This window comes from Pseudomonas sp. HMSC063H08 (genome assembly GCF_001813645.1).
In the GTDB taxonomy this organism is placed as follows: Bacteria; Pseudomonadota; Gammaproteobacteria; order Pseudomonadales; family Pseudomonadaceae; genus Pseudomonas; species Pseudomonas aeruginosa.
This window is the reverse complement of sequence record NZ_KV813357.1, coordinates 51,823-74,162: the sequence shown is the minus strand read 5'-3', so window position 1 is coordinate 74,162 and position 22,340 is coordinate 51,823. Positions and strand designations below refer to the sequence as shown.

Below are 22,340 nucleotides of genomic sequence, written 5' to 3'. Positions count from 1 at the left end.
ATACGTTATATTATAACATTCAAGCCATTTCCAGGCCTTGCCTGCCCTTCTTCGAGTTCTCCATGAATGCCTTGACGCTTCCCGATATTGCCCGCCAGACCACCACCGCCGATCTTCCCCTGGACTGGGTCGGCATGCAGGGCATCGCCCTCCCCGTGCAGATCGGCGGGCAGAGGGTCGCCGCCGAAGCCGATGCCGGTGTCAGCCTGGACGACCCGCAGGCCCGCGGCATCCATATGTCGCGCCTCTACCTGGCGCTGGCCGAACTGGAACAGGGCGAGCTAGACCTTTCCCGCCTGCGCGCCGTCCTGCAACGCTTCCTCGACAGCCACGCCGGCCTGTCGCGTCGCGCCTACCTGCGCCTGCGCCTCGCGCCGCTGCTGCGGCGTCCGGCGCTGGTCAGCCCGCTGAGCGGCTGGAAACGTTATCCACTGGTGCTGGACACGCGCCTGGAAGGCGATGACTTCCAGGCCGAAGCCCATCTCGAGCTGACCTACTCCTCGACCTGCCCCTGTTCGGCGGCACTGGCCCGGCAATTGATCCAGGAGCGCTTCGACCAGGACTTCGCCGGACAGCCGCTCGATCATGCCAGCGTGCTCGCCTGGCTCGGCAGTAGCGCCGGCATCGTCGCCACCCCGCACAGCCAGCGCAGCAGCGCGCACCTGCGCATCGGCCTGGCGGAAGACTGCATCGGACTGCCCCTGGAAGAGCTGGCGGATCTCGGCGAAAGCGCCCTCGGCACCGCGGTGCAGACTGCGGTGAAACGCGCCGACGAGCAGGCCTTCGCCCTCGCCAACGGACAGAACCTGATGTTCTGCGAAGACGCGGTGCGTCGGCTGCACCGCGCCCTGCAGGGTTATCCACAGGCGAGCCGGTTCTCCGTACGGGTCGTCCATGCGGAAAGCCTGCATGCCCACGACGCCGTCGCCGAAAGCCACTGGCAGCGAGGTGCCGCATGATCCGCAAGAATCCCTCCGGCGACCTGCCGGTGATCGACGAATCGGCCTATGTGGACAAGACCGCGATCATCTGCGGCAAGGTGATCATCCAGGCCAACGTCTTCGTCGGTCCCTACGCGGTGATCCGTGCCGACGAAGTCGACGCCGACGGCGGCATGCAACCGATCGTGATCGGCGCCAACTCGAACATCCAGGACGGCGTGGTGATCCATTCCAAGTCGGGTGCCGCGGTGACCATCGGCGAGCACAGCTCCATCGCCCACCGCTCCATCGTCCACGGTCCTTGCGAAGTCGGCGACCGGGTCTTCATCGGCTTCAACAGCGTGCTGTTCAACTGCCGGGTCGGCGATGGCTGCGTGGTCCGCCACAACGCGGTGGTCGACGGCTGCGACCTGCCAGCGGGTTTCTACGTACCGTCCACCGAGCGCATCGGTCCGCGCACCGACCTGGCGAGCATGCCGCGGGTCAGCGTTTCGGCCAGCGAGTTCTCGGAAGACGTGGCGCGCACCAACGTCGACCTGGTACGCGGCTACAAGTCGCTGCAGAACGAGTTCTGAACATGCAAAGCCTGCTGATCCGCAATGCCCGGATGGTCAACGAGGGACAGGTACGCGAAGGCGATCTGCTGGTCCGCCACGGTCGCATCGAACGCATCGCCGGCTGCCTGGAAAACTGCGGCGCCAGCCGGGAGATCGATGCCGCCGGACGCTACCTGCTGCCGGGAATGATCGACGACCAGGTACACTTCCGCGAGCCGGGTTATCCACAGAAGGGCTCGATCGCCAGCGAATCCCGCGCCGCCGTGGCGGGCGGCATCACCAGTTTCATGGACATGCCCAATACCCGCCCGGCGACGCTGAGCCTCGAAGCGCTGGCGGAAAAGAAGCGCCTCGCCGCCGCCCATAGCGTGGCCAACTACGGTTTCCACTTCGGCGTCAGCCGCGACAACCTCGACACCGTGGCCGCCCTCGATCCACGCGAGGTCGCCGCGGTGAAGGTGTTCATGGGCGCCTCCACCGGCGACATGCTGGTGGACGACCTGCCGACCCTGGAGCGCCTGTTCGCCAGCGTTCCGACCCTGCTGCTGAGCCATTGCGAAGACACGCCGCGGATCGAAGCCAACCTGGCGCGCTGGCGACAACGCTTCGGCGAACGTATTCCGGCAGCCGCCCACCCGCGCATTCGCGACGCCGAGGCTTGCTACCGTTCCACCGCCCTGGCGGTGGAACTGGCGCAACGACATGGCACGCTGCTGCATGTCCTGCACTTATCCACAGCGCGCGAATTGGCCCTGTTCGAGGACAAGCCGCTGTGCCAGAAACGCATCACCGCGGAAGTCTGCGTCCACCACCTGCTGTTCGACGACAGCGACTACGCCCGCCTCGGCCATCTGCTCAAGTGCAACCCGGCGATCAAGAGCCGCGAGGACCGCGACGCCCTGCGCAGGGCGCTGGCCGGCAACCGCCTGGACGTGATCGGCACCGACCACGCGCCGCACGCCTGGGCCGAGAAGCAGCAGGCTTATCCACAGGCGCCGGCCGGCCTGCCACTGGTCCAGCATGCGTTGCCGGCACTCCTGGAGCTGGTCCGCGAAGGCTGGCTGTCGCTGGCCACCCTGGTGGCGAAGACCAGCCACCGGGTCGCCGAACTGTTCGCCATCGCCGATCGCGGTTTCCTCCGCGAAGGCTACTGGGCCGACCTGGTGCTGGTCAGCGAACTGGAGCACCCGGCGCTGGCCAGCGCCATGCCGCTGCTGTCGCGCTGCAACTGGACGCCGTTCCGCCACCGGGCATTCCACCATCGGATCGATACCACCATCGTCTCCGGGCAACTCGCCTGGCACGCGGGACGCCTGTCCGACGATTGCCAGGGACTGCCCCTGCGGTTTTCCCGCTGAAGTCTTGTCCACAGCCTGCTGTGGATATCCGTTCGCCCACGACCCTAGCGCAGGGCTTTCACCGCCGCGCCAAGGAAGGCATAGGTCTCCTCCTCGCGATCGTCCATCTCCGGCTTCGGCCAGGCGCTCCAGACCACCGCCACGATCTTCTCCTTGCGGTTGATGTAGAGGTACTGGCCGAAGATGCCCTGGGCTTCGAAGGCCCCGCCGTCATGCTCGGGCAGGGCCTTGGCGCCCACCGGGAAGGTCCACCACTGGTAGCCGTAGCCGAGCGCGTATTCGCCATCGTAGAGCTTGCCCGGGGCCAGGTGGGAAGAAGCCTCGACGCGACTGGCACGATCGACCCAACCTTCGGGAAGGATGCGTTCACCATCGATCACCCCGTCCTCGAGGACGAACTGGCCGAAGCGGCCATAGTCGCGCAGGGTCGCGCTCAAGCCGCTGCTGCCAATCTCTTGCCCGGCCGGCGATTCCAGTTGCCAGAAGCCGTCGCTCTCCATGCCCATCCGCGCCCAGATCCGCTCGGACAGGTAGTCGCTCACCGGAATGCGGGTCGCCGCGTGCAGCAGCTCGCTCTGCAGGTGCGACTCTCCGGTGCTGTAGGTGAAGTGGGTACCGGCCGGGTACTGCCGCGGCAGGCTCGCCAGCAGCCGCAGGATGCCACCGGGACGTTCGGCGAGCTGGGCGTCGAACATCTGCCGGCGGTCGGACTTCGGATCGCGATAGGTCTCGTTCCAGCGGACCCCGGAACTCATCTGCAGGACCTGCTCCACCGTCACCCCCTGGTAGGCGGAGCCGGCCAGGCTCGGCAGGTACTTGTCCACAGGCTGGTCGAGAGCCAGCAGGCCCTGCTGCACGGCGGCGCCCACCAGGGTCGAGGAGATCGACTTGACCACCGAGAACGAGGTCCAGCGCGTGCGTTCGTCGTTGCCCAGGCCGTAGCGCTCCAGGGCGATCTTGCCATCCTTGAGGACCAGCACGCCGCCAACGCGGTTGCGCCGCATGAAATCGTCGACGCCGTATTCCTCGCCGCCGATCCGGTAGCGCGGCGCGATGGCCGCACCCGCCGGCAGCGGACGGACCTTGGTCCCCTTGTGGATAACCCGGGTCGGATAGACCTTGTCCATGTTCCGGTAGGTGTCCGGCTGGTATTCCGGGATCAGTTCATAGAGATCGGCGGCACGGCCGATCCGCGGGTTTTCCACAGCCGCGTCGGCGCCGGCCGAGCCGCTTGCCGAGACGAACAGCGCCAGCAGGGCCGGCCGGAAGACGGATATACAGCTACGCATGGACGTTTTCCTTATGACCGGAAGCAGCTCCGGCTTCGTCGGTTTTATGGATGTGGACTGGCGTCGCAGGCTTATCCACAGGACGTTCAGTCGCTCGGGTCCCGTATCGGACACGCCCAGAGTTCGACCGCCGGGCGCTCAGGGTCCGGTGGACCGATCCAGCGCGCCAGCGCATCGCAGCGCCCCTGACGGCAGATCCGGTAGTCGCCGGCCTCCGGTGTGCGCCCCAGTCGCAACGGTTGCAGCGGCGGCACCCCACGGCGGTAATGCCAGGCGCCGTCACGCAGCACGGCGCCCTCGGGGATCTCCATCCCCGCCCCGCTGCCCCGCACCCGGGCCTCTTCCAGCAGCAGGCCGCGCTCGCTCAGGCGATAGTCTTCTTCCCAGAGCACCTTCTCGACCGTGTGTTGCCAGGCCAGGGTGAACGACTGCAGCGGCAGCGTCGCCCAGACGCTGCCGGCCATGCCCAGGCACAGCGCGATCACGCCACCGCCTCGCGCGCACGCTGGCGCCAGAGGTGCCAGCCGATCACCAGCGCGCCGAGGACGAAGCCCAGCTCGTCGCTGATCGGCAAGGCCAGGACCAGGCTGGCTCCCGCGGCGAACGCCACCAGGCGCTCCCACCAGGCCAGCGGCCCCTGCAGGTAGCCGATGGAAGCCATGCCCCACAGGCCGATGGCCAGCACCGCCTTGCAGGTGACATAGAGCGTCGCCCCCCAACCGCCTTCCTGCAGCATCAGCGCCGGGGAATACACCGCCATGAACGGCACCACGAAACCCGCCAGGGCGATGCGCACCGCCCAGAAGCTGATCTTCAATCCCCTTTCCTTGGCGATCGGCGCCGCCGCGAAGCAGGCCAGCGCCACCGGAGGGGTGAGGTCGGCGAGGATGCCGAAGTAGAAGACGAACATGTGCGAGACGATCAGCGGCACCCCCAGTTCCAGCAGCGCCGGCGCGGCGATGGAGCTGGTGATGATGTAGTTGGGGATGGTCGGGATGCCCATTCCCAGGACCAGGCAGGTGACCATGGTCAGGACCAGCGACAGCAGCAGGTTCTCCCGTCCCAGGTCGAGCACGTAGCTGGCGAAGGTGGTGGCGATGCCGGTCAGCGAAATCACCCCGATGATGACTCCCACCAGGGTGCAGGCGATGCCCACCGGAATCGCATGTCGCGCACCTTCTGCGAGGGCGCGGACGCAGATGCGCAGGGTTTCCCGGCCGCCACGGACGAACCAGCAGGCCAGGGCCAGGGCCGCGATCACAACGAAGATCACTCCGATGCCGAGGCGGAAGAACCCCGCGCAGAGCAGCCCCAGCGCCACCCAGAAGGCGATGCGCAGGCCGAGCGAGGACACCCGCAGGATGATCGCCGAACCAAGGATGACGATGGCGGTCAGCGCCAGACCAATGGTTCCGGAGAACAGCGGCGTGCGCCCGGAGAACAGCAGCGCGATCAGCACCAGCAACGGAATCAGCAGGAACCAGCGCTCGCGGACGGCACCCCAGGCGCTCGGACACTGCTCGCGCGGCAGGCCCTTGAGGTCGGCCCGGCGGGCCTCGAGATGGACCATCCAGTACACCGAGCCGAAATACAGCAAGGCCGGGATCAGCGCCGCCTTGGCGATCTCCACGTAGGGGACGTTGATGGTCTCGGCCATGATGAACGCCACCGCCCCCATCACCGGCGGCATCAGTTGGCTGCCCATGCTCGCGGTCGCCTCGACGCCGCCGGCGAACGCCGGCTTGTAGCCGAAACGCTTCATCAGCGGGATGGTGAACTGTCCGGTGGTGACCACGTTGGCCACGCCGGAGCCGGTGATGGTGCCCATCAGCGCCGAGGAGAATACCGAGACCTTGGCCGGCCCGCCGACCCGGTGGCCGAACAGGCCCATGGCGAAATCGGTGAACAGGCGGATCATGCCGGCCTGCTCGAGGAAGGCGCCGAACAGGATGAACAGATAGATGTAGGTTGCCGACACGTAGGTCGGCGTGCCGTAGAGACCTTCGGTACCGAACGACAGCTGGTTGACGATCTGGTCGAAGCCGTAGCCGCGGTGGGCCAGGTCGCCCGGCAGGTGTTCGCCGAACAGGCCATAGGCAAGAAACAGCGCGCAGATGATCGGCAAGGCGATGCCCATCACCCGTCGCGCCGCCTCGAAGACCAGGACGATCAGCACCACGCCGACGACCATGTCGGCCTGGGTCAGCTCTCCGGAGCGCTGGATCAGGTCGGCCTCGAAAACCCACTGGTAGACCGCCGTGCCCAGGCCGGCCATGCCCAGCAACCAGGCCAACGGCTGCCAGGGGCGACGTATGCCGAAGGCGGGATAGCTGATGTACACCACCAGCAACAGCAGTCCGACGTGCATTGCCCGCAGGACCTGGGTGGAAATCAGGGGAAAGGCCGCGGTGACGACCTGGAACACGGAAAAGGCCAGGGCCACGGCGAACAGCGCGCGCGGCCAGTTTTCCGCCTCGAGGTGCAGCCCGTTCTGATGATCGCTCATGCATCGACTCCCTACAGCCGGAAACGCGGGGAACCCGGTCCGCCGCACGGACCGGGGCTACGGAGAAACGGGCCTCACTCGGGCAGTACGCCCTTCTCCTTGTAGAAGCGCTCGGCGCCGGGATGCAGCGGAATCGGCAGGTTCTTCGCCGCCTTGTCCAGGGCGATGTCCTTGGCGGCAGCATGGGCGGTGACCAGGCGCGGCAGGTTGTCGAACATCAGCTTGGTCATCTGGTAGGCCAGCTCGTCGCTGACCCCGGAGTGGCTGACCAGGATATTGTCGATCGCCACCGTCGGCACGTCCTGCTCCTGGCCGTCGTAGGTGCCGGCGGGAATGCTCGCGGCGTGGTAGGCCGGGCTGTCGATCTTCGCCACCACGTCCGCCGGGATCGCGACGAAGGTGATCGGCATGGTCGAGGCCAGGTCGCGGATGGCCGCCATGCCCAAGCCGGAGGATTGCAGCGTAGCGTCGAGCTGGCGGTTCTTGATCAGCTCCACCGACTCGGCGTAGGGCAGGTACTCCACCTTGCCCATGTCCTCGTAGCTCAGGCCGGCGGCCTTGAAGATCGCCCGGGCGTTCAGCTCGGTACCGCTCTTGGGCGCGCCCACCGAAATGCGTTTGCCTTTCAGGTCGGCCAGGGTCTTGATGCCCGAGGCTTGGCTGGCCACTACCTGGATATAGTTCGGATAGGTATTGCCGATAGCCCGCAGCTTTTTCAACGGCGCCTTGAAGCCGGCGTCGGCGACCCCGTTCCAGGCGTCGGCGACCGAGTCGCCCAGCGCCAGCGCCAGTTCTCCACGCCCGGCCTGCAGCAGGTTGAGGTTCTCGACCGAGGCCTTGGTGGCCTGCACCGAGGTTTTCGCGCCCTGGATATCGTGCCCGTAGATCTGCGAGAGGCCGACCCCTATGGGGTAATAGACCCCGCTGGTGCCGCCGGTGAGGATATTGATGAAGGTCGGCGCGGCGAAGACCGCGGTACTGAAGGTCACCGTTGCGGCAAGCGTGAAAAGACCGAAGCGTCTGCTCAGCGACATGGGAAGTCTCCTGTTCTTATCGTTGTTGTCGCGCTGTCGCGGAAGCGTCCCGGCTTCCCTCGACCGCGCAGGACTTCGTGCAGACTAGACCGCCCCGCCACGCAGGACAATCCGCAAGGACCGATTGCGCGACCGGCTCCGCAAGGGAGCCGGTCGCCGGCGTTCAGGCGTACAGGTCGCGCCGCGACCAGGGCAGCTCGTGGGAGCCATCCTCGTGGGGGCGAATGGCGAGGATCTGGTGCAGGTTGATCCAGCCGCGCTTGAAGCCGTAGGCACATCCGGCCAGGTACAGCCGCCAGATCCGCAGGGTTTCCTCGGGCACCAGGCGAGCCGCCTCCTTCAGCCTGGCTTCCAGGTTGGCGCTCCAAAAGTCCAGGGTCCGGGCGTAGTGCAGACGCAGGCTTTCCACGTCGACTACTTCCAGCCCGGCTTCGCTCATCCGCGCCACCGCCAGCGACAGGTGCGGCAGCTCGCCGTGGGGAAACACGTAGCGATCGATGAAGTCGCCGGCCCCCTTGCCCACCGGGCGGCCGTCGGTGTAGCGCGAGGTGATGCCGTGGTTCATCACCAGGCCGCCGGGACGCACCGCATCGTACAGTTGCTGGAAGTACAGCCCCAGGTTGGCGTGCCCGACGTGCTCGAACATGCCGACGCTGACCACCTTGTCGAAGCGACCATCGCGCGGCAGGTCGCGGTAGTCCAGCAGCTTGAGGGTGACCCGGTCCTCCAGGCCTTCGGCCTTGACCCGCTTCCGCCCGAGCGCCAGCTGCTCCTTGCTCAATGTGATGCCAGTGACCTCGACGCCGAACTCGCGAGCGGCCAGGCGCGCCAGGCCCCCCCAGCCGCAACCGACATCGAGCAGCTTCTCGCCCGGCTGCAAACGCAGCTTGCGGCACAGGTGACGGAGCTTGGCCAGTTGCGCGGTGGCGAGGTCTTCCTTGCCGGTCTCGAAATAAGCGCAGGAATAGACCATTTCCGGATCCAGCCAGAGCTGGTAGAAATCGTTGGACAGGTCGTAGTGGTAATGGATGGCTTCGGCGTCGGTGTCCTTGTCGTGGCTTTCGCGAACCGGCGGCGCGCCGCCATCGGGTTCGCCGAGCGCTTCGCTGAGGGCATCGCCGATACCGATGACCTGGCTGATCGGTCCTTCGATGTCGAGACGCTTCTCGACGTAGGCCTTGCCCAGCGCATCGAGGCTGGGATGGGTGATCTCGGTTAGCAGCGAGGGATCGCGAATGACCATGGTTACCTGTGGATCCGGCCCCAGATCGAACGCCTGAGCATCGCCGATGCGGATCCGCAACGGCAGTTGCAGGGACAGCAACTCAGAGGGGAGCTGTGCAATCATGCCAAACCTCCTGGTCACAAGACGGAATCACTATAGTCCAGTACCTTGATAGAGTTTTGCTATCGGCTACTTAGCCTCCTATCTATCGATGCAAAACCCCTGAACACTCGGATTCAGGTTAGCAGCCAGTCTGCCTATGAATAATTGACAGTTTTGATATACAAACTTTCCCTTGCTGCAATAACGGAACGACGCATAGTCCGTGTCAAAGGAAAGGAAGCGATATAAGGAACGCCGATGAACGAGACCGTGTCCCTCGAAACACGCGAAGTACGCTTTCTCTCCGTGTTCGACTTCGACGGTACGCTGACATACCGAGACAGCTTCGTGCCCTTCCTGCGCTTCGCCTTCGGCAACCGAGTGTTCGTCCGCCGCATGCTGCGCATGGCAGGACCCAGCCTGGCCTATCTCTGCCGGCGTATCGGCCGCGACGACCTGAAGGCGCGCCTGATCGCCACCTTCCTCACCGATGTGCCCGTACATGTGCTGGAAGAGCGGGCGCTGGCCTACCAGAACCGCTTCTGGGAAACACTGATGCGTCCCCACGCATTGACCGCGGTGGCCGACCAGGTCAGCAGCGGCAGCACCGTGACCATCTGTTCCGCCTCCCCTTCGCTGCTACTCAGGCCGTTCGCCGAGAAGCTCGGGGTGCACCTGATCGCCACCGAGCTGGAAGTGGTAGACGGCGTACTGACCGGCAGGATCGTCGGCCGCAACTGCCGGCGCGACGAGAAAGTCTGCCGCCTGGAGCGGCACTACGGTCCGCTGACCCAATACTCCCTACGCGCCTGGGGCGACTCGCGCGGCGATACGGAACTGCTGGCGGCGGCGCTGGAGCGCTTCTGGAAACCGTTCCGCTGACCTGTTGCCGGGTATGGTCTGGTTCGAGTATCAATCCAAAGTGGGAACCAAACCGGGGCGAATGTCGCGATATCCGGCAGGAGAGCAGAATTCGGCTAACGTTCCGATAGGGTAGTTTCTCCTGCGCTCCCAAGCCCGGGCGGTTCCGCTTGCGGCGATACTCCGAAGCCTTCTTCGATGAAATCGTGCACTGGCGCCCGGAATCTCGCTTCGTTCCCTTCTTTTCTCCCCGCCGTTCCCGCACCAGCCACACAACCATCCCCTCCATAGCCCGAGCGGTTCATCCCTGGCCCTGGCGCCGGCTCCGCGAGCCGGCGCCCCCTTGGCGTTCGTCCGCTCATTCAGCCAAAGAGAACATCATGAACCAGAAGATTTCCCCGCCTTCACAGAAGATCGACGGCCTGTTCCTGCTGGCCCTGTCGATGGCCGTGTTCTTCGTCGGCGTGACCGAATTCATGCTGTCCTCCATGCTCGGGCCGCTGGCGCAGGCGTTCCACACCACCACCAGCGGCGCCGCCTGGCTGATCTCCAGCTACGCGTTCTCCTATGCGATCGCCGCGCCGTTGCTGGGCTACTTCTCCGACCGCATGCAACGCAGGAAGCTGCTGCTGCTCGCCCTGATCCTCTTCGCGGTCGATACTCTGGCCATCGTCATCGCCCCGACCCTGGAAATTGCCGTCGTCCTGCGGGTAATCGGGGGCATCGCCTCGGCAATCATCATCCCGACCACCTTCGCCCTGGTCGCGGAGGTGGTGGCCCCGCAAAGACAGGCCGGTGCCATGGGCCAGGTGATGCTCGGCATGACCCTCGGCATTGCCGCCGGCCCGGCACTGGCCGGCCTCCTCTCGGACTTCTTCGGCTGGGCGGCGCCCTTCCTGATGGTCTCGTGCGGTTGCGTGCTGGTCTTCCTGATGGCGCGCCAGCGCCTTCCCGTGCAAGCCGTGGCACCGCGCGCCGAGGGCCACGCGCTGGGCTGGTGCAAGCAATGGAGCATCCTCAGGCCACTGATCGCCAAGGGTGCCTGGAACGGCACCGGGGTCGCCGGCCTGCTTCTCTCGGGAGAGGTGCTGCGCCAGCGCTACGGCTTCAGCACCGCGCAGATAGGCATCAGCATCGCCGCCTTCGGCGTGGGGCTGGCCGTGGGCAACCTCGCCGCAGGTTACCTGCGACGCTATCTGAAGCGCGACGAAGACATGCTCCTGCTGGTGCTGGCGCTCCTGGTGCTATCGATGTCGACCTTCATGCTCCTGCCGCTACCGTTGCCCGTGGCGCTCTTCTGCCTGGGCGCCTGGGGCGCCGCGCTGGGCCTGGGCGCGCCGGCGGGCACAGTGGTACTCGCCTTGCGCTCCGGGCCGGACAAGGGCATGGTGCTGTCGTTCGCCGAGACGTTCAACAACATCGCCATTCTCGCCAGCGTGCCCCTGGCTGTGCGACTGCTGGAGCTGAAGGGGCCGCCCGCCACCCTGTGGGTATTGGGCATCGGCCTGGGGATCGGCGCCTGGTTCACCGTGCTGGACTGGTTCGCCAGCCGCAGGAGCGACGAGGCGCTGCCGTTGCGCGATTGACGGCGAGCGCCGCGATCACCGGGGCCGCATGCCTGCCCCGGCTTCTCGGGTACGCGGCCGGCGTTACTCGACGGTGACCGACTTGGCCAGGTTGCGCGGCTGGTCGACGTCGGTGCCCTTGAGCACGGCGACATGGTACGAGAGCAATTGCAACGGGATGGTGTAAAGGATCGGCGAGAGCACGTCGCCGATGTGCGGCATGCCCACCACATGGGTGCCCTCGCCGGCCTCGATGCCCGCGCCTTCGTCGGCGAACACCACCAGTTCGCCGCCGCGGGCGCGGACTTCCTGCAGGTTCGACTTGAGCTTCTCCACCAGCTCGTTGTTCGGCGCCACGGTAACCACCGGCATGTCGCTGTCCACCAGCGCCAGCGGGCCATGCTTGAGTTCGCCGGCCGGGTAGGCTTCGGCATGGATATAGGAAATTTCCTTGAGCTTCAGCGCGCCTTCCAGGGCCACCGGGAACTGCGCGCCACGGCCGAGGAACAGGGTGTGGTGCTTCTCGGCGAACAGCTCGGAAACCTTCTCCACCGTACGGTTCATCGCCAGCGCCTCGCCCAGCCGGGTCGGCAGGCGACGCAGTTCGTCCACCAGCTCGGCTTCGACGCCATCGGCCAGGCGCTTCTGCACCTGGCCGATGCCCAGGGTCAGCAGCAGCAGGGCGACCAACTGGGTGGTGAAGGCCTTGGTCGAGGCCACGCCGATTTCCGGGCCGGCCTGGGTCAGCAGGGTCAGGTCGGATTCGCGCACCAGCGAACTGGTGGCAACGTTGCAGATCGCCACGCTGGAGAGGAAGCCCAGCTCCTTGGCGTTGCGCAGGGCAGCCAGGGTGTCGGCGGTCTCACCGGACTGGGAGATGGTGACGAACAGGCAATCCGGCTGCACCGCGACCTTGCGGTAGCGGAACTCGCTGGCGACCTCCACCTGGCAGGGAATCCCGGTCAGGCTTTCCAGCCAGTAACGGGCGACCATGCCGGCGTGGTAGCTGGTACCGCAGGCGACGATCTGCACGTTGCGAACCTTGGCGAACAGCTCCGCCGCCTGCGGGCCGAAGCTTTCCACCATTACCTGGTTCTGCCCGAGGCGGCCTTCCAGGGTGCGCTGCACGACGCTGGGCTGCTCGTGGATTTCCTTGAGCATGAAGTGCCGGTACTCGCCCTTGTCGGCGGCTTCGGCGCCTTCGTGGTACTGCACGGTCTCGCGCTGCACGTCGTTGCCCTGGACATCCCACAGGCGCACGCTGTCGCGACGGATCTCGGCGATATCGCCTTCTTCCAGGTAGATGAAGCGGTCGGTCACCTGGCGCAGCGCCAGTTGGTCGGAAGCGAGGAAGTTCTCGCCAAGCCCGAGGCCGATCACCAGCGGGCTGCCGCTGCGGGCGGCGACGATGCGGTCCGGCTGCGCCGCGCTGATCACTGCCAGGCCATAGGCCCCGTGCAATTCCTTGACCGCGTCCTTCAGCGCCAGGGTCAGGTCGCCGATGGACTGCAGCTTGTGATGCAGCAGGTGGACGATGACCTCGGTGTCGGTCTGCGAGGTGAACACGTAGCCCAGCCCCTTGAGCCGCTCACGGAGAGGTTCGTGGTTCTCGATGATGCCGTTGTGCACCACCGCCAGTTCGTCGCTGGAGAAATGCGGGTGGGCGTTGCCTTCGGTTGGCGCCCCGTGGGTCGCCCAGCGGGTATGGGCGATGCCCAGGCGGCCGAGCAGCGGCGTACCGGCCAGGCCTTCCTCCAGGCTGGCGACCTTGCCGACCCGGCGGCAGCGCTGCAGCCTGCCTTCGTTATCGAAGACCGCCACGCCGGCGCTGTCGTAGCCGCGATACTCGAGGCGCTTGAGGCCTTCGATGAGGATGGGGGTGATGTTGCGCTCGGCGATCGCACCTACGATTCCACACATGGGGTCTTTCTCCTTTCAGGGCTCGACCGGGGCGCAGATCAGCGTGACGCCCCGGGCGGTTATCTGTTCGCGCGCGGAAGGTTCCAGGCGCTCGTCGGTAATCAGGGTATGGATGCTGCTCCAGGGCAATTCCTGGTTGGGAATGCGCCGACCGACCTTGTCGGCCTCGGCCATGACGATCACCTCGCGGGCGACCTCGGCCATCACCCGGCTCAGGCCCAGCAATTCGTTGAACGTGGTCGTCCCGCGTTCGAGATCGATGCCGTCGGCACCGATGAATAGTTGGTCGAAGTCATAGGAACGCAGCACCTGCTCGGCAACCTGCCCCTGGAACGACTCGGAATGCGGATCCCAGGTCCCCCCGGTCATCAGCAGCACCGGCTCGTGCTCCAGTTCGCGCAGGGCGTTGACCACGTTCAGCGAGTTGGTCATCACCACCAGGCCCGGCTTGTGCCCAAGCTCGGGGATCATCGCCGCGGTGGTGCTGCCACTGTCGATGATGATCCGCGCATGCTCGCGGATGCGCGCCGCGGCGGCGCGACCGATAGCCTGCTTGTAGGGCGAGACGGGCTGTGCGGCTTCGCCGATCAGTTCCTGGGGCATCGGCACCGCACCGCCGTAGCGACGCAACAGCAGGCCGTGGCTTTCCATGGCGGCGAGGTCCTTGCGGATGGTCACTTCCGAGGTGGAAAAGCGCTTGGCGAGTGCGTCCACGCTGACCTCGCCCTGCTCGGAAAGCAGCGCGAGGATGGCATGGCGACGTTGCGGCGTATTACGTTTCGAGATCACTTAAGTTTCGTTTCGAAAGAAAAGTGTGCGAATCAAAACTTATCCGGCGATTTCCGTCAATGACTTTTCATCGGCTCGGCAGCACCGTATTGGGATCGAGGTAGAACATTTTCTTCCAACCCTGGGTGCTGGCGTCGGCCAGCCAGGGATAGGGCAGCAAGGTGATGATCGCGTAGTGCAGGTGGGCCGGCTTGCCGCGCGCGTTGCCGGTGGTTCCGACCGCACCCAGGCGGGAACCGGCGAGGACCGGCTGGCCCGGATAGGTGTCGAGGCTATCGAGATGGGCGTAGTAATGCAGGCGCCACTTGGGCGCCAGCACCAGGACGACCTTGCCGCCGAGGGCGATCTCCCCGCGATAGAGCACCAGGCCGTAGCTGGCGGAGCGTACGGGGGTGCCGCTGCGGGCGAAGATGTCGATGCCCTTGTGCACTCCGGAGCGCCCCCAGGGCTCGAACCAGAAGGTTCGCGGATTCCAGTCGCGGGCACTGGCGCCTTCGACGGGTATCCGCGGCCATTCGGGCAGCACCGCCCAGGCTATGAGCAGCCCCAGCACGATCCATTTCGCAGGCTTCGGCATCCGTGCCGCTCCGTTACTTCTTGATTTTTTCCGGGCGCTTCCAGTTTTCCAGGTTCTTCTGCCGGGCGCGGCCGAAGGCCAGGTTCTTCGCCGGAACCTCATGGGTGATGGTGGAGCCAGCCGCGGTCGTCGCGCCATCGCCGATCTTCAGCGGCGCCACCAGCGAGTTGTTCGAGCCGATGAACACATCGTCGCCCAGCTCAGTGCGGAACTTGTTCGCGCCATCGTAGTTGCAGGTGATGGTGCCGGCGCCGATGTTGCAGTTGGCGCCCAGCTCGGCATCGCCCAGGTAGCTCAGGTGGCCGGCCTTGCTGCCCTCGCCCAGGCGGGCATTCTTCAGTTCGACGAAGTTGCCGACATGGGCCCGAGCGCCGAGCACGCTGCCCGGACGCAGGCGGGCGAACGGACCGGCATCGCTACCCTCGCCCAGCTCCGCGCCTTCCAGGTGGCTGTTGGCCTTGATCACCGCGCCACGCCGCAGGACGCTGTCGCGAATCACGCAGTTCGGTCCGATGCGCACGTCGTCCTCGATCACCACGCGGCCTTCCAGCACCACGTTGACGTCGATCAGCACGTCGCGGCCGACCGAGATTTCGCCACGGACATCCAGGCGCTGCGGATCGAGCAGGGTCACACCCTGGCGCATCAGCTCCTCCGCGCGCAGGCGCTGGTAGTGACGCTCCAGCTGGGCCTGTTGCATGCGGTCATTGACGCCCTGCACTTCCATCGCGTCCAGCGGTTGGGCGCTGGCCACCACCAGGCCGTCGCCGACCGCCATGGCGATCACGTCGGTCAGGTAGTACTCGCCCTGGGCGTTGTCGTTGGACAGGCGGCCGAGCCAGTCGGCAAGGCGCTTGCCCGGCACCGCGAGGATGCCGGTGTTGATCTCGCCGATCTGGCGCTGCGCCGGGGTCGCGTCCTTGTGCTCGACGATGGCCTGCACCGCGCCCTGGTCGTCACGGACGATGCGGCCGTAGCCGGTGGGGTCGAGCATGTCGACGGTGAGCAACGACAACTGGTCCGGGGTGACTTGCGCCAGCAGGCGCTGCAAGGTGTCCAGCTGGATCAGCGGCACGTCGCCGTAGAGGATCAGCACCTGGTCTGCACTGAGGAACGGCAGGGCCTGGGCCACCGCATGGCCCGTACCGAGCTGTTCGGCCTGGAGCACGAAATTCAGGTCGTCGGCGGCCATCCGCTCACGCACCAGATCCGCGCCGTGGCCGATCACCACGTGGATCCGTTCCGGCTGCAACTGGCGCGCGCAGTCGATGACGTGGCCGAGCATCGGCTTGCCGGCAATGGGATGGAGGACCTTGGGCAGGGCCGAACGCATGCGGGTGCCCTGGCCGGCGGCGAGAATCACGATTTCAAGGGACATGGACTGGACTACCGTTCCTGGTGGTCACAGGCAAAACCTGTGAGTGAAGATGCAAAACGAAAAAAGGGTAGCCCACAGGCTACCCTTTTCCCTGACACCGCTAGAAGTACCGGCTGGAAATCAGCCGCCGAACTTCTTGCGCAGTTGCTGGACGGTGCGCAGCTGGGCTGCGGCTTCGGCCAGACGCGCGGCAGCGGCGCTGTAGTCGAACTCGGCGCCCTTGCCCTGCAGCGCCTTTTCGGCAGCCTTCAGGGCTTCCTGGGCGGCCGCTTCGTCGAGGTCGCCGGCACGAACCACGGTGTCGGCGAGGACCTTGACCATGTTCGGCTGGACTTCGAGGAAACCGCCGGAGATGTAGTACACCTCCTGCTCGCCGCCCTGCTTGACCAGGCGGATGGGGCCCGGTTTCAGGTCGGTGATCAGCGGCGCGTGGCCCGGGGCGATACCCAGGTCACCCAGAGCGCCGTGCGCGATAACCATCTCGACCAGGCCGGAGAAGATCTCCGCCTCGGCGCTGACGATGTCGCAATGGACTGTTATGGCCATACGCTTGCCTCACATGAGCGCCCGTCGCCGGGCGCACAGGATTACAGTTTTTTGGCTTTCTCGACCGCTTCTTCGATACCGCCGACCATGTAGAACGCCTGCTCCGGCAGGTGATCGTAGTCGCCGTTGAGAATGCCCTTGAAGCCAGCGATGGTGTCCTTCAGGGAAACGTACTTGCCCGGCGAGCCGGTGAAGACTTCCGCTACGAAGAACGGCTGGGACAGGAAGCGCTGGATCTTACGAGCGCGCGCCACCAGCAGCTTGTCGGCTTCGGACAGTTCGTCCATGCCCAGGATCGCGATGATGTCCTTCAGCTCCTTGTAGCGCTGCAGAACATACTGGACGCCGCGAGCGGTGTCGTAGTGATCCTGGCCGATCACCAGCGGATCGAGCTGGCGAGAGGTGGAGTCCAACGGGTCGACCGCAGGGTAGATACCCAGCGAGGCGATGTCACGGGACAGTACGACGGTCGCGTCCAGGTGGGCGAAGGTGGTCGCCGGGGACGGGTCGGTGAGGTCGTCCGCGGGAACGTATACGGCCTGGATCGAGGTGATCGAGCCTTTCTTGGTGGAGGTGATGCGCTCCTGCAGAACGCCCATCTCTTCGGCCAGGGTCGGCTGATAACCCACCGCGGACGGCATACGGCCCAGCAGTGCGGACACTTCGGTACCGGCGAGGGTGTAACGGTAGATGTTGTCGATGAACAACAGAACGTCACGGCCTTCGTCACGGAACTTCTCGGCCATGGTCAGGCCGGTCAGTGCGACGCGCAGACGGTTGCCCGGCGGCTCGTTCATCTGGCCGTATACCAGGGCTACCTTGTCCAGTACGTTGGAGTCCTTCATCTCGTGGTAGAAGTCGTTACCCTCACGAGTACGCTCGCCCACACCCGCGAACACGGAATAACCGCTGTGCTCGATGGCGATGTTACGGATCAGTTCCATCATGTTGACGGTCTTGCCCACGCCGGCGCCGCCGAACAGGCCTACCTTGCCGCCCTTGGCGAACGGGCAGACCAGGTCGATCACCTTGATGCCGGTTTCCAGCAGCTCGTTGCCGCCAGCCTGGTCGGCATAGGACGGAGCTTCGCGGTGGATGCCCCAGCGCTCTTCTTCGCCGATGGGACCGGCTTCGTCGATCGGGTTGCCCAGTACGTCCATGATCCGGCCCAGGGTCGCTTTACCGACCGGCACGGAGATGGCAGCACCAGTGCTGTCCACGTTCAGGCCACGCTTGAGGCCTTCGGTGGAACCCATCGCAATGGAACGAACCACGCCGTCGCCCAGCTGCTGCTGGACTTCCAGGGTGGTTTCAACGCCCTGAACCTTCAGGGCTTCATAGATGCTCGGCACGGCATCGCGCGGGAATTCCACGTCGATCACGGCGCCGATGATTTGAACGATACGTCCGCTACTCATGTCTGGTTCCTCTGAATTTTGAACCTGTTCTTACACCGCGGCAGCGCCGCCGACGATTTCCGAGATTTCCTGGGTGATCGCCGCCTGACGCGCCTTGTTGTAGATCAGCTGCAAATCGCTGATCAGCTCGCCGGCGTTGTCGGTAGCGTTCTTCATTGCAATCATCCGGGCCGCCTGCTCACAGGCGTTGTTCTCAACCACGGCCTGGTACACCTGGGATTCCACGTAACGCACCAGCAGCCCGTCGAGGAGCGACTTGGCGTCGGGTTCGTAGAGATAGTCCCAGTGGTGCTTCAGCTCCTGATCGTCATCGGCCACCAGCGGAATCAGCTGTTCCACGGTCGGCTTCTGGGTCATGGTGTTGACGAACTTGTTGGAGACCACGAACAGGCGATCGATACGGCCTTCGAGGTATGCGTCGAGCATCACCTTGACACTGCCGATCAGGTCGTTGATCGAAGGCTCTTCGCCGAGGTGGCTGATAGCTGCCACGACGTTGCCGCCGAAACTGCGGAAGAACGAAGCGCCCTTGCTACCGATCACGCAAAGGTCGATTTCCGCCCCTTGCTCGCGGTAGCCGCTCATGTCCTTGACGAGGGACTTGAACAGGTTGATGTTCAGACCGCCGCACAGACCACGGTCACTGCTCACCACGATGTAGCCGACGCGCTTGACTTCACGCTCGACCATGAACGGGTGACGGTATTCCGGGTTGGCGTTGGCCAGATGGCCGATCACCTGGCGAATACGCTCCGCGTAGGGACGGCCGGCCGCCATGCGCATTTGTGCCTTGCGCATCTTGCTCACCGCCACTTTTTCCATGGCATTGGTGATCTTTTGCGTGCTTTTGATGCTCGCAATCTTGCTGCGAATCTCTTTTGCGCCTGCCATTTGACACCTATCGGGTTAGCAGGCGGGAGCCTCGCGGCTCCCGCTGCGGCTTACCAGGTTTGGGTGGCCTTGAACTTCTCGATGCCGGCCTTGATGCCCGCGTCGATTTCGTCGTTGAAGTCACCTTTCTCGTTGATCTTCGCCAGCAGAGCGGCATGCTCGCGCTGGAAGTAGGAGATCAACGCCTGCTCGAAGCTACCGACCTTGGCGATTTCGACGTCCTGCAGGAAGCCACGCTCGGCGGCATACAGGGACAGCGACATCTCGGCGATCGACATCGGCGCGTACTGCTTCTGCTTCATCAGCTCGGTAACGCGCTGACCATGCTCCAGCTGCTTGCGGGTCGCTTCGTCCAGGTCCGAGGCGAACTGGGCGAAGGCCGCCAGTTCACGGTACTGGGCCAGAGCGGTACGAATGCCGCCGGACAGCTTCTTGATGATCTTGGTCTGGGCCGCGCCACCTACGCGGGATACCGAGATACCGGCGTTGACGGCCGGACGGATACCCGAGTTGAACATGGCGGATTCCAGGAAGATCTGGCCGTCGGTGATCGAGATCACGTTGGTCGGAACGAACGCGGAAACGTCGCCGGCCTGGGTCTCGATGATCGGCAGCGCGGTCAGCGAGCCGGTCTTGCCGGTCACGGCGCCGTTGGTGAACTTCTCGACATACTCTTCGGAAACGCGGGAAGCGCGCTCCAGCAGACGGCTGTGGAGATAGAACACGTCGCCCGGGTAGGCTTCGCGGCCCGGCGGACGGCGCAGCAGCAGGGAGATCTGGCGATAAGCCACGGCCTGCTTGGACAGGTCGTCGTAGACGATCAGGGCGTCTTCACCGCGATCACGGAAGTATTCGCCCATGGTGCAACCGGAGTACGGCGCCAGGTATTGCAGGGCGGCGGACTCGGAAGCGCTGGCGGCGACCACGATGGTGTTGGCCAGGGCGCCGTTCTCTTCCAGCTTGCGTACGACGTTGGCGATAGTGGACTGCTTCTGGCCGATGGCCACGTAGACGCACTTAATGCCGCTGTCTTTCTGGTTGATGATGGCGTCGACCGCGAGGGCGGTCTTGCCGATCTGGCGGTCGCCGATGATCAGCTCGCGCTGGCCACGGCCTACCGGGATCATGGCGTCGACCGACTTGTAGCCGGTCTGTACCGGCTGGTCTACCGACTTACGCCAGATCACGCCCGGAGCGACCTTCTCGACCGCGTCGGTGGCCTTGGCGTCGATCGGGCCCTTGCCGTCGATCGGATTGCCCAGTGCATCGACTACGCGACCCAGCAGTTCCGGACCGACCGGAACCTCCAGGATGCGCCCGGTGCACTTGGCGTTCATGCCTTCGGCGAGGCCCTGGTATTCACCCAGGACCACGGCACCCACGGAATCCTGCTCCAGGTTCAGCGCCATACCGTAGACGCCGCCCGGGAACTCGATCATCTCGCCGTACATGACGTCGGCCAGACCGTAGATGCGCACGATACCGTCGGACACGCTGACGATGGTGCCTTCGTTTCGTGCTTGGGAGGCGACGTCGAGTTTCTCGATGCGCCCCTTGATGATTTCACTAATTTCGGAAGGATTGAGTTGCTGCATGCCGCTGCCCCTTCAAACTCAAGATTTCAACGCTTCGGCCAGTTTCGCGAGCTTGCCGCGCACCGAGCCATCGATTACCAAGTCACCGGCGCGAATGATCACGCCGCCGATCAGGCTCGCGTCTTCCGACGCATGTAGCCGCACTTCGCGACTGAGCCGGGCGCTGAGAGCCTTGGCGAGTTTGTCCTGCTGTTCTTTGCTCAAGGTGAAGGCACTGGTGACTTCTACCTCGACCGACTTTTCCTGCTCGGCCTTCAACTGCTCGTACATCTCAGCGATGGTCGGCAGCAGTTCGAGCCGCTTGTTCTCAGCCACAGTCCGGACGAAGTTCTGGGCTGGTGCATTCAGCTTGTCGCCGCACACATCGATCAGGCTCTGGGCCTTGGCCGAAGAGGTCAGCTGAGGCTCTTTGAGCAGCTGGCGCACGGTGTCGTCCTGCGACACTGCGGCCAGCACACCCAGCGCAGCCGACCAATCGGCCAGTTGCTGATGAGCCTGGGCGTACTCGAAAGCCGCCTTTGCGTAGGGACGAGCCAACGTGGTCAGTTCTGCCATAGCGCCCTCGCTTAGATCTCGGCTGCCAGTTTGGAAACCAGCTGCTCGTGCGCGTTTGCGTCGATCGAAGCACCCAGGATCTTCTCTGCGCCGGTGACGGCCAGGGCACCCACTTGGGCACGCAGGGCGTCCTTGACGCTGTTCAGTTCCTGTTCGATTTCCGCTTGGGCCTGGGCCTTCAGGCGTTCGCCTTCGGTACGGGCCTGGTCGCGGGCTTCATCGACGATCTGGTTAGCGCGTTTCTTCGCCTGTTCGACGATTTCGGCTGCCTGAGCCTTGGCTTCGCGCAGTTGCTGGCCCGCTTTCTCATGAGCCAGCTCCAGATCACGAGCCGCGCGGTTGGCAGCGTCCAGGCCGTCAGCGATCTTCTTCTGACGCTCTTGCAGAGCCGCGATGACCGGAGGCCACACGAACTTCATGCAGAACAGCACAAAGATGAAGAACGCAACGGACTGGCCAATCAGGGTTGCATTAATGTTCACGCCAACACCTCGCTCGTTCGTTGTCCGTCAAACACTCAAATCGAATGATTCGAGTGATTAGCCGGCGATTTGACCAACGAAGGGATTCGCGAAGGTGAAGAACAGGGCGATACCCACACCGATCATGGTCACGGCGTCCAGCAGGCCGGCGACGATGAACATTTTCACCTGCAGCATCGGAACCATTTCAGGCTGACGAGCTGCGCCTTCCAGGAACTTGCCACCCAGCAGACCGAAACCGATGGCGGTACCCAGGGCACCCAGGCCAATCAGCAGAGCAACGGCGATAGCAGTCAGTCCAACTACAGTTTCCATTTTTCCTCCCGACTTTTTGTCGTGTTGGTTAAAGGTTGAAGCGAATCGATTAATGGTTGTCTTCGTGCGCCATCGACAGGTAGACGATGGTCAGCATCATGAAGATGAAGGCCTGCAGGGTGATGATCAGGATGTGGAACACAGCCCACGCCCAGTTCAGGGCTACGCCCAGGGCACTCAGCAGGAACATTCCGCTACCGAACATGACGGCGATCAGAATGAAGATCAGTTCGCCGGCATACATGTTGCCGAACAGACGCAGCGCCAGCGAAACCGGCTTGGCGATCAGGGTCACGAACTCGAGCAGGAAGTTCACCGGAATCAGCAGGATCTGAACGACGATGTTCTTGCTGCTGAAGGGGTGCAGGGTCAGTTCACCAAGGAAGCCGCCGATGCCCTTGACCTTGATGCTGTAGAAGATGATCAGGGCGAACAC

General features: G+C 64.6%; 22 protein-coding genes. 5 read left to right on the top strand and 17 right to left on the bottom strand.

Translation table 11 applies throughout. From position 1 onward, the window contains the following. The first annotated feature begins 62 nt into the window (after positions 1 to 62). From folE2 to HMPREF2924_RS04295, 3 genes are read left to right on the top strand one after another with little or no spacing between them, the layout of a single operon-like run. Positions 63 to 959 (top strand): GTP cyclohydrolase FolE2, encoded by an 897-nt coding sequence (gene folE2, locus HMPREF2924_RS04305; protein ID WP_003136519.1) that lies wholly within the window; start codon positions 63 to 65, stop codon positions 957 to 959. Continuing rightward, complete coding sequence (locus HMPREF2924_RS04300) at positions 956 to 1,516, top strand: gamma carbonic anhydrase family protein (RefSeq protein ID WP_003099663.1); 561 nt, start codon at positions 956 to 958, stop codon at positions 1,514 to 1,516. The genes folE2 and HMPREF2924_RS04300 overlap by 4 nt, the downstream gene beginning before the upstream one ends. A gap of 2 nt (positions 1,517 to 1,518) precedes the next feature. Next, complete coding sequence (locus HMPREF2924_RS04295) at positions 1,519 to 2,856, top strand: dihydroorotase (RefSeq protein WP_003097095.1); 1,338 nt, start codon at positions 1,519 to 1,521, stop codon at positions 2,854 to 2,856. Between the two features lie 44 nt (positions 2,857 to 2,900). Here the strand turns inward: HMPREF2924_RS04295 and HMPREF2924_RS04290 are convergent, their stop codons facing one another. From HMPREF2924_RS04290 to cfaB, 5 genes are all read right to left on the bottom strand, one after another. Next, on the bottom strand, positions 2,901 to 4,145 hold the full coding sequence (locus HMPREF2924_RS04290) for a serine hydrolase domain-containing protein (RefSeq protein WP_003136520.1): 1,245 nt from the start codon (positions 4,143 to 4,145) through the stop codon (positions 2,901 to 2,903). A gap of 86 nt (positions 4,146 to 4,231) precedes the next feature. Further along, entirely contained in the window at positions 4,232 to 4,630 is a 399-nt protein-coding gene (locus HMPREF2924_RS04285) for a DUF1850 domain-containing protein (RefSeq protein ID WP_003097100.1), read from the bottom strand. Further along, the gene (locus tag HMPREF2924_RS04280) at positions 4,627 to 6,651 is read right to left on the bottom strand and encodes a TRAP transporter permease (RefSeq protein ID WP_003097101.1); all 2,025 of its coding nucleotides are present in this window, start codon (positions 6,649 to 6,651) and stop codon (positions 4,627 to 4,629) included. The genes HMPREF2924_RS04285 and HMPREF2924_RS04280 overlap by 4 nt, the downstream gene beginning before the upstream one ends. A gap of 74 nt (positions 6,652 to 6,725) precedes the next feature. After that, positions 6,726 to 7,685 carry a TAXI family TRAP transporter solute-binding subunit gene (locus HMPREF2924_RS04275; protein ID WP_003097103.1) on the bottom strand — a complete coding sequence of 320 codons (960 nt, stop codon included), beginning with the start codon at positions 7,683 to 7,685 and terminating at the stop codon, positions 6,726 to 6,728. Between the two features lie 163 nt (positions 7,686 to 7,848). Beyond that, positions 7,849 to 9,033: a C17 cyclopropane fatty acid synthase CfaB gene (gene cfaB, locus HMPREF2924_RS04270; RefSeq protein ID WP_003109143.1), complete on the bottom strand. Its 1,185-nt coding sequence runs from the start codon at positions 9,031 to 9,033 to the stop codon at positions 7,849 to 7,851. Positions 9,034 to 9,270: 237 nt separating this feature from the next. On the opposite strand from cfaB, the gene HMPREF2924_RS04265 reads away from it, so the two are divergent. After that, positions 9,271 to 9,894 (top strand): HAD-IB family phosphatase, encoded by a 624-nt coding sequence (locus tag HMPREF2924_RS04265; protein WP_003097106.1) that lies wholly within the window; start codon positions 9,271 to 9,273, stop codon positions 9,892 to 9,894. A 359-nt stretch (positions 9,895 to 10,253) separates the two neighbouring features. Continuing rightward, entirely contained in the window at positions 10,254 to 11,459 is a 1,206-nt protein-coding gene (locus HMPREF2924_RS04260; RefSeq protein WP_023094961.1) for an MFS transporter, read from the top strand. A 63-nt stretch (positions 11,460 to 11,522) separates the two neighbouring features. Here HMPREF2924_RS04260 and glmS read toward each other — a convergent pair whose 3' ends face one another. The 12 genes from glmS to HMPREF2924_RS04200 all read right to left on the bottom strand — a co-directional run. Beyond that, complete coding sequence (gene glmS / locus HMPREF2924_RS04255) at positions 11,523 to 13,358, bottom strand: glutamine--fructose-6-phosphate transaminase (isomerizing) (RefSeq protein ID WP_003097120.1); 1,836 nt, start codon at positions 13,356 to 13,358, stop codon at positions 11,523 to 11,525. A 15-nt stretch (positions 13,359 to 13,373) separates the two neighbouring features. Continuing rightward, positions 13,374 to 14,147 (bottom strand): DeoR/GlpR family DNA-binding transcription regulator, encoded by a 774-nt coding sequence (locus tag HMPREF2924_RS04250; protein WP_003097123.1) that lies wholly within the window; start codon positions 14,145 to 14,147, stop codon positions 13,374 to 13,376. Positions 14,148 to 14,214: 67 nt separating this feature from the next. Continuing rightward, positions 14,215 to 14,724, bottom strand: coding sequence for a M23 family metallopeptidase (locus HMPREF2924_RS04245; protein ID WP_003109146.1), 510 nt, complete (start codon positions 14,722 to 14,724; stop codon positions 14,215 to 14,217). 13 nt (positions 14,725 to 14,737) lie between these two features. Further along, entirely contained in the window at positions 14,738 to 16,102 is a 1,365-nt protein-coding gene (gene glmU, locus HMPREF2924_RS04240) for a bifunctional UDP-N-acetylglucosamine diphosphorylase/glucosamine-1-phosphate N-acetyltransferase GlmU (protein WP_003114651.1), read from the bottom strand. A gap of 120 nt (positions 16,103 to 16,222) precedes the next feature. Beyond that, positions 16,223 to 16,648: a F0F1 ATP synthase subunit epsilon gene (locus tag HMPREF2924_RS04235; protein ID WP_003097128.1), complete on the bottom strand. Its 426-nt coding sequence runs from the start codon at positions 16,646 to 16,648 to the stop codon at positions 16,223 to 16,225. Positions 16,649 to 16,689: 41 nt separating this feature from the next. After that, complete coding sequence (atpD, locus tag HMPREF2924_RS04230) at positions 16,690 to 18,066, bottom strand: F0F1 ATP synthase subunit beta (RefSeq protein WP_003097130.1); 1,377 nt, start codon at positions 18,064 to 18,066, stop codon at positions 16,690 to 16,692. 30 nt (positions 18,067 to 18,096) lie between these two features. Next, entirely contained in the window at positions 18,097 to 18,957 is an 861-nt protein-coding gene (atpG, locus tag HMPREF2924_RS04225) for a F0F1 ATP synthase subunit gamma (RefSeq protein WP_003097132.1), read from the bottom strand. Between the two features lie 50 nt (positions 18,958 to 19,007). Further along, the gene (gene atpA / locus HMPREF2924_RS04220) at positions 19,008 to 20,552 is read right to left on the bottom strand and encodes a F0F1 ATP synthase subunit alpha (protein ID WP_003097134.1); all 1,545 of its coding nucleotides are present in this window, start codon (positions 20,550 to 20,552) and stop codon (positions 19,008 to 19,010) included. An 18-nt stretch (positions 20,553 to 20,570) separates the two neighbouring features. Further along, positions 20,571 to 21,107: a F0F1 ATP synthase subunit delta gene (locus HMPREF2924_RS04215; protein WP_003097135.1), complete on the bottom strand. Its 537-nt coding sequence runs from the start codon at positions 21,105 to 21,107 to the stop codon at positions 20,571 to 20,573. An 11-nt stretch (positions 21,108 to 21,118) separates the two neighbouring features. After that, complete coding sequence (locus HMPREF2924_RS04210; protein WP_003100235.1) at positions 21,119 to 21,589, bottom strand: F0F1 ATP synthase subunit B; 471 nt, start codon at positions 21,587 to 21,589, stop codon at positions 21,119 to 21,121. A gap of 57 nt (positions 21,590 to 21,646) precedes the next feature. Further along, the gene (atpE, locus tag HMPREF2924_RS04205) at positions 21,647 to 21,904 is read right to left on the bottom strand and encodes a F0F1 ATP synthase subunit C (RefSeq protein WP_003097235.1); all 258 of its coding nucleotides are present in this window, start codon (positions 21,902 to 21,904) and stop codon (positions 21,647 to 21,649) included. A gap of 49 nt (positions 21,905 to 21,953) precedes the next feature. Beyond that, positions 21,954 to 22,340, bottom strand: a 387-nt coding sequence (locus HMPREF2924_RS04200) for a F0F1 ATP synthase subunit A (protein ID WP_141765522.1), incomplete at its 5' end; no start/stop codon positions are given.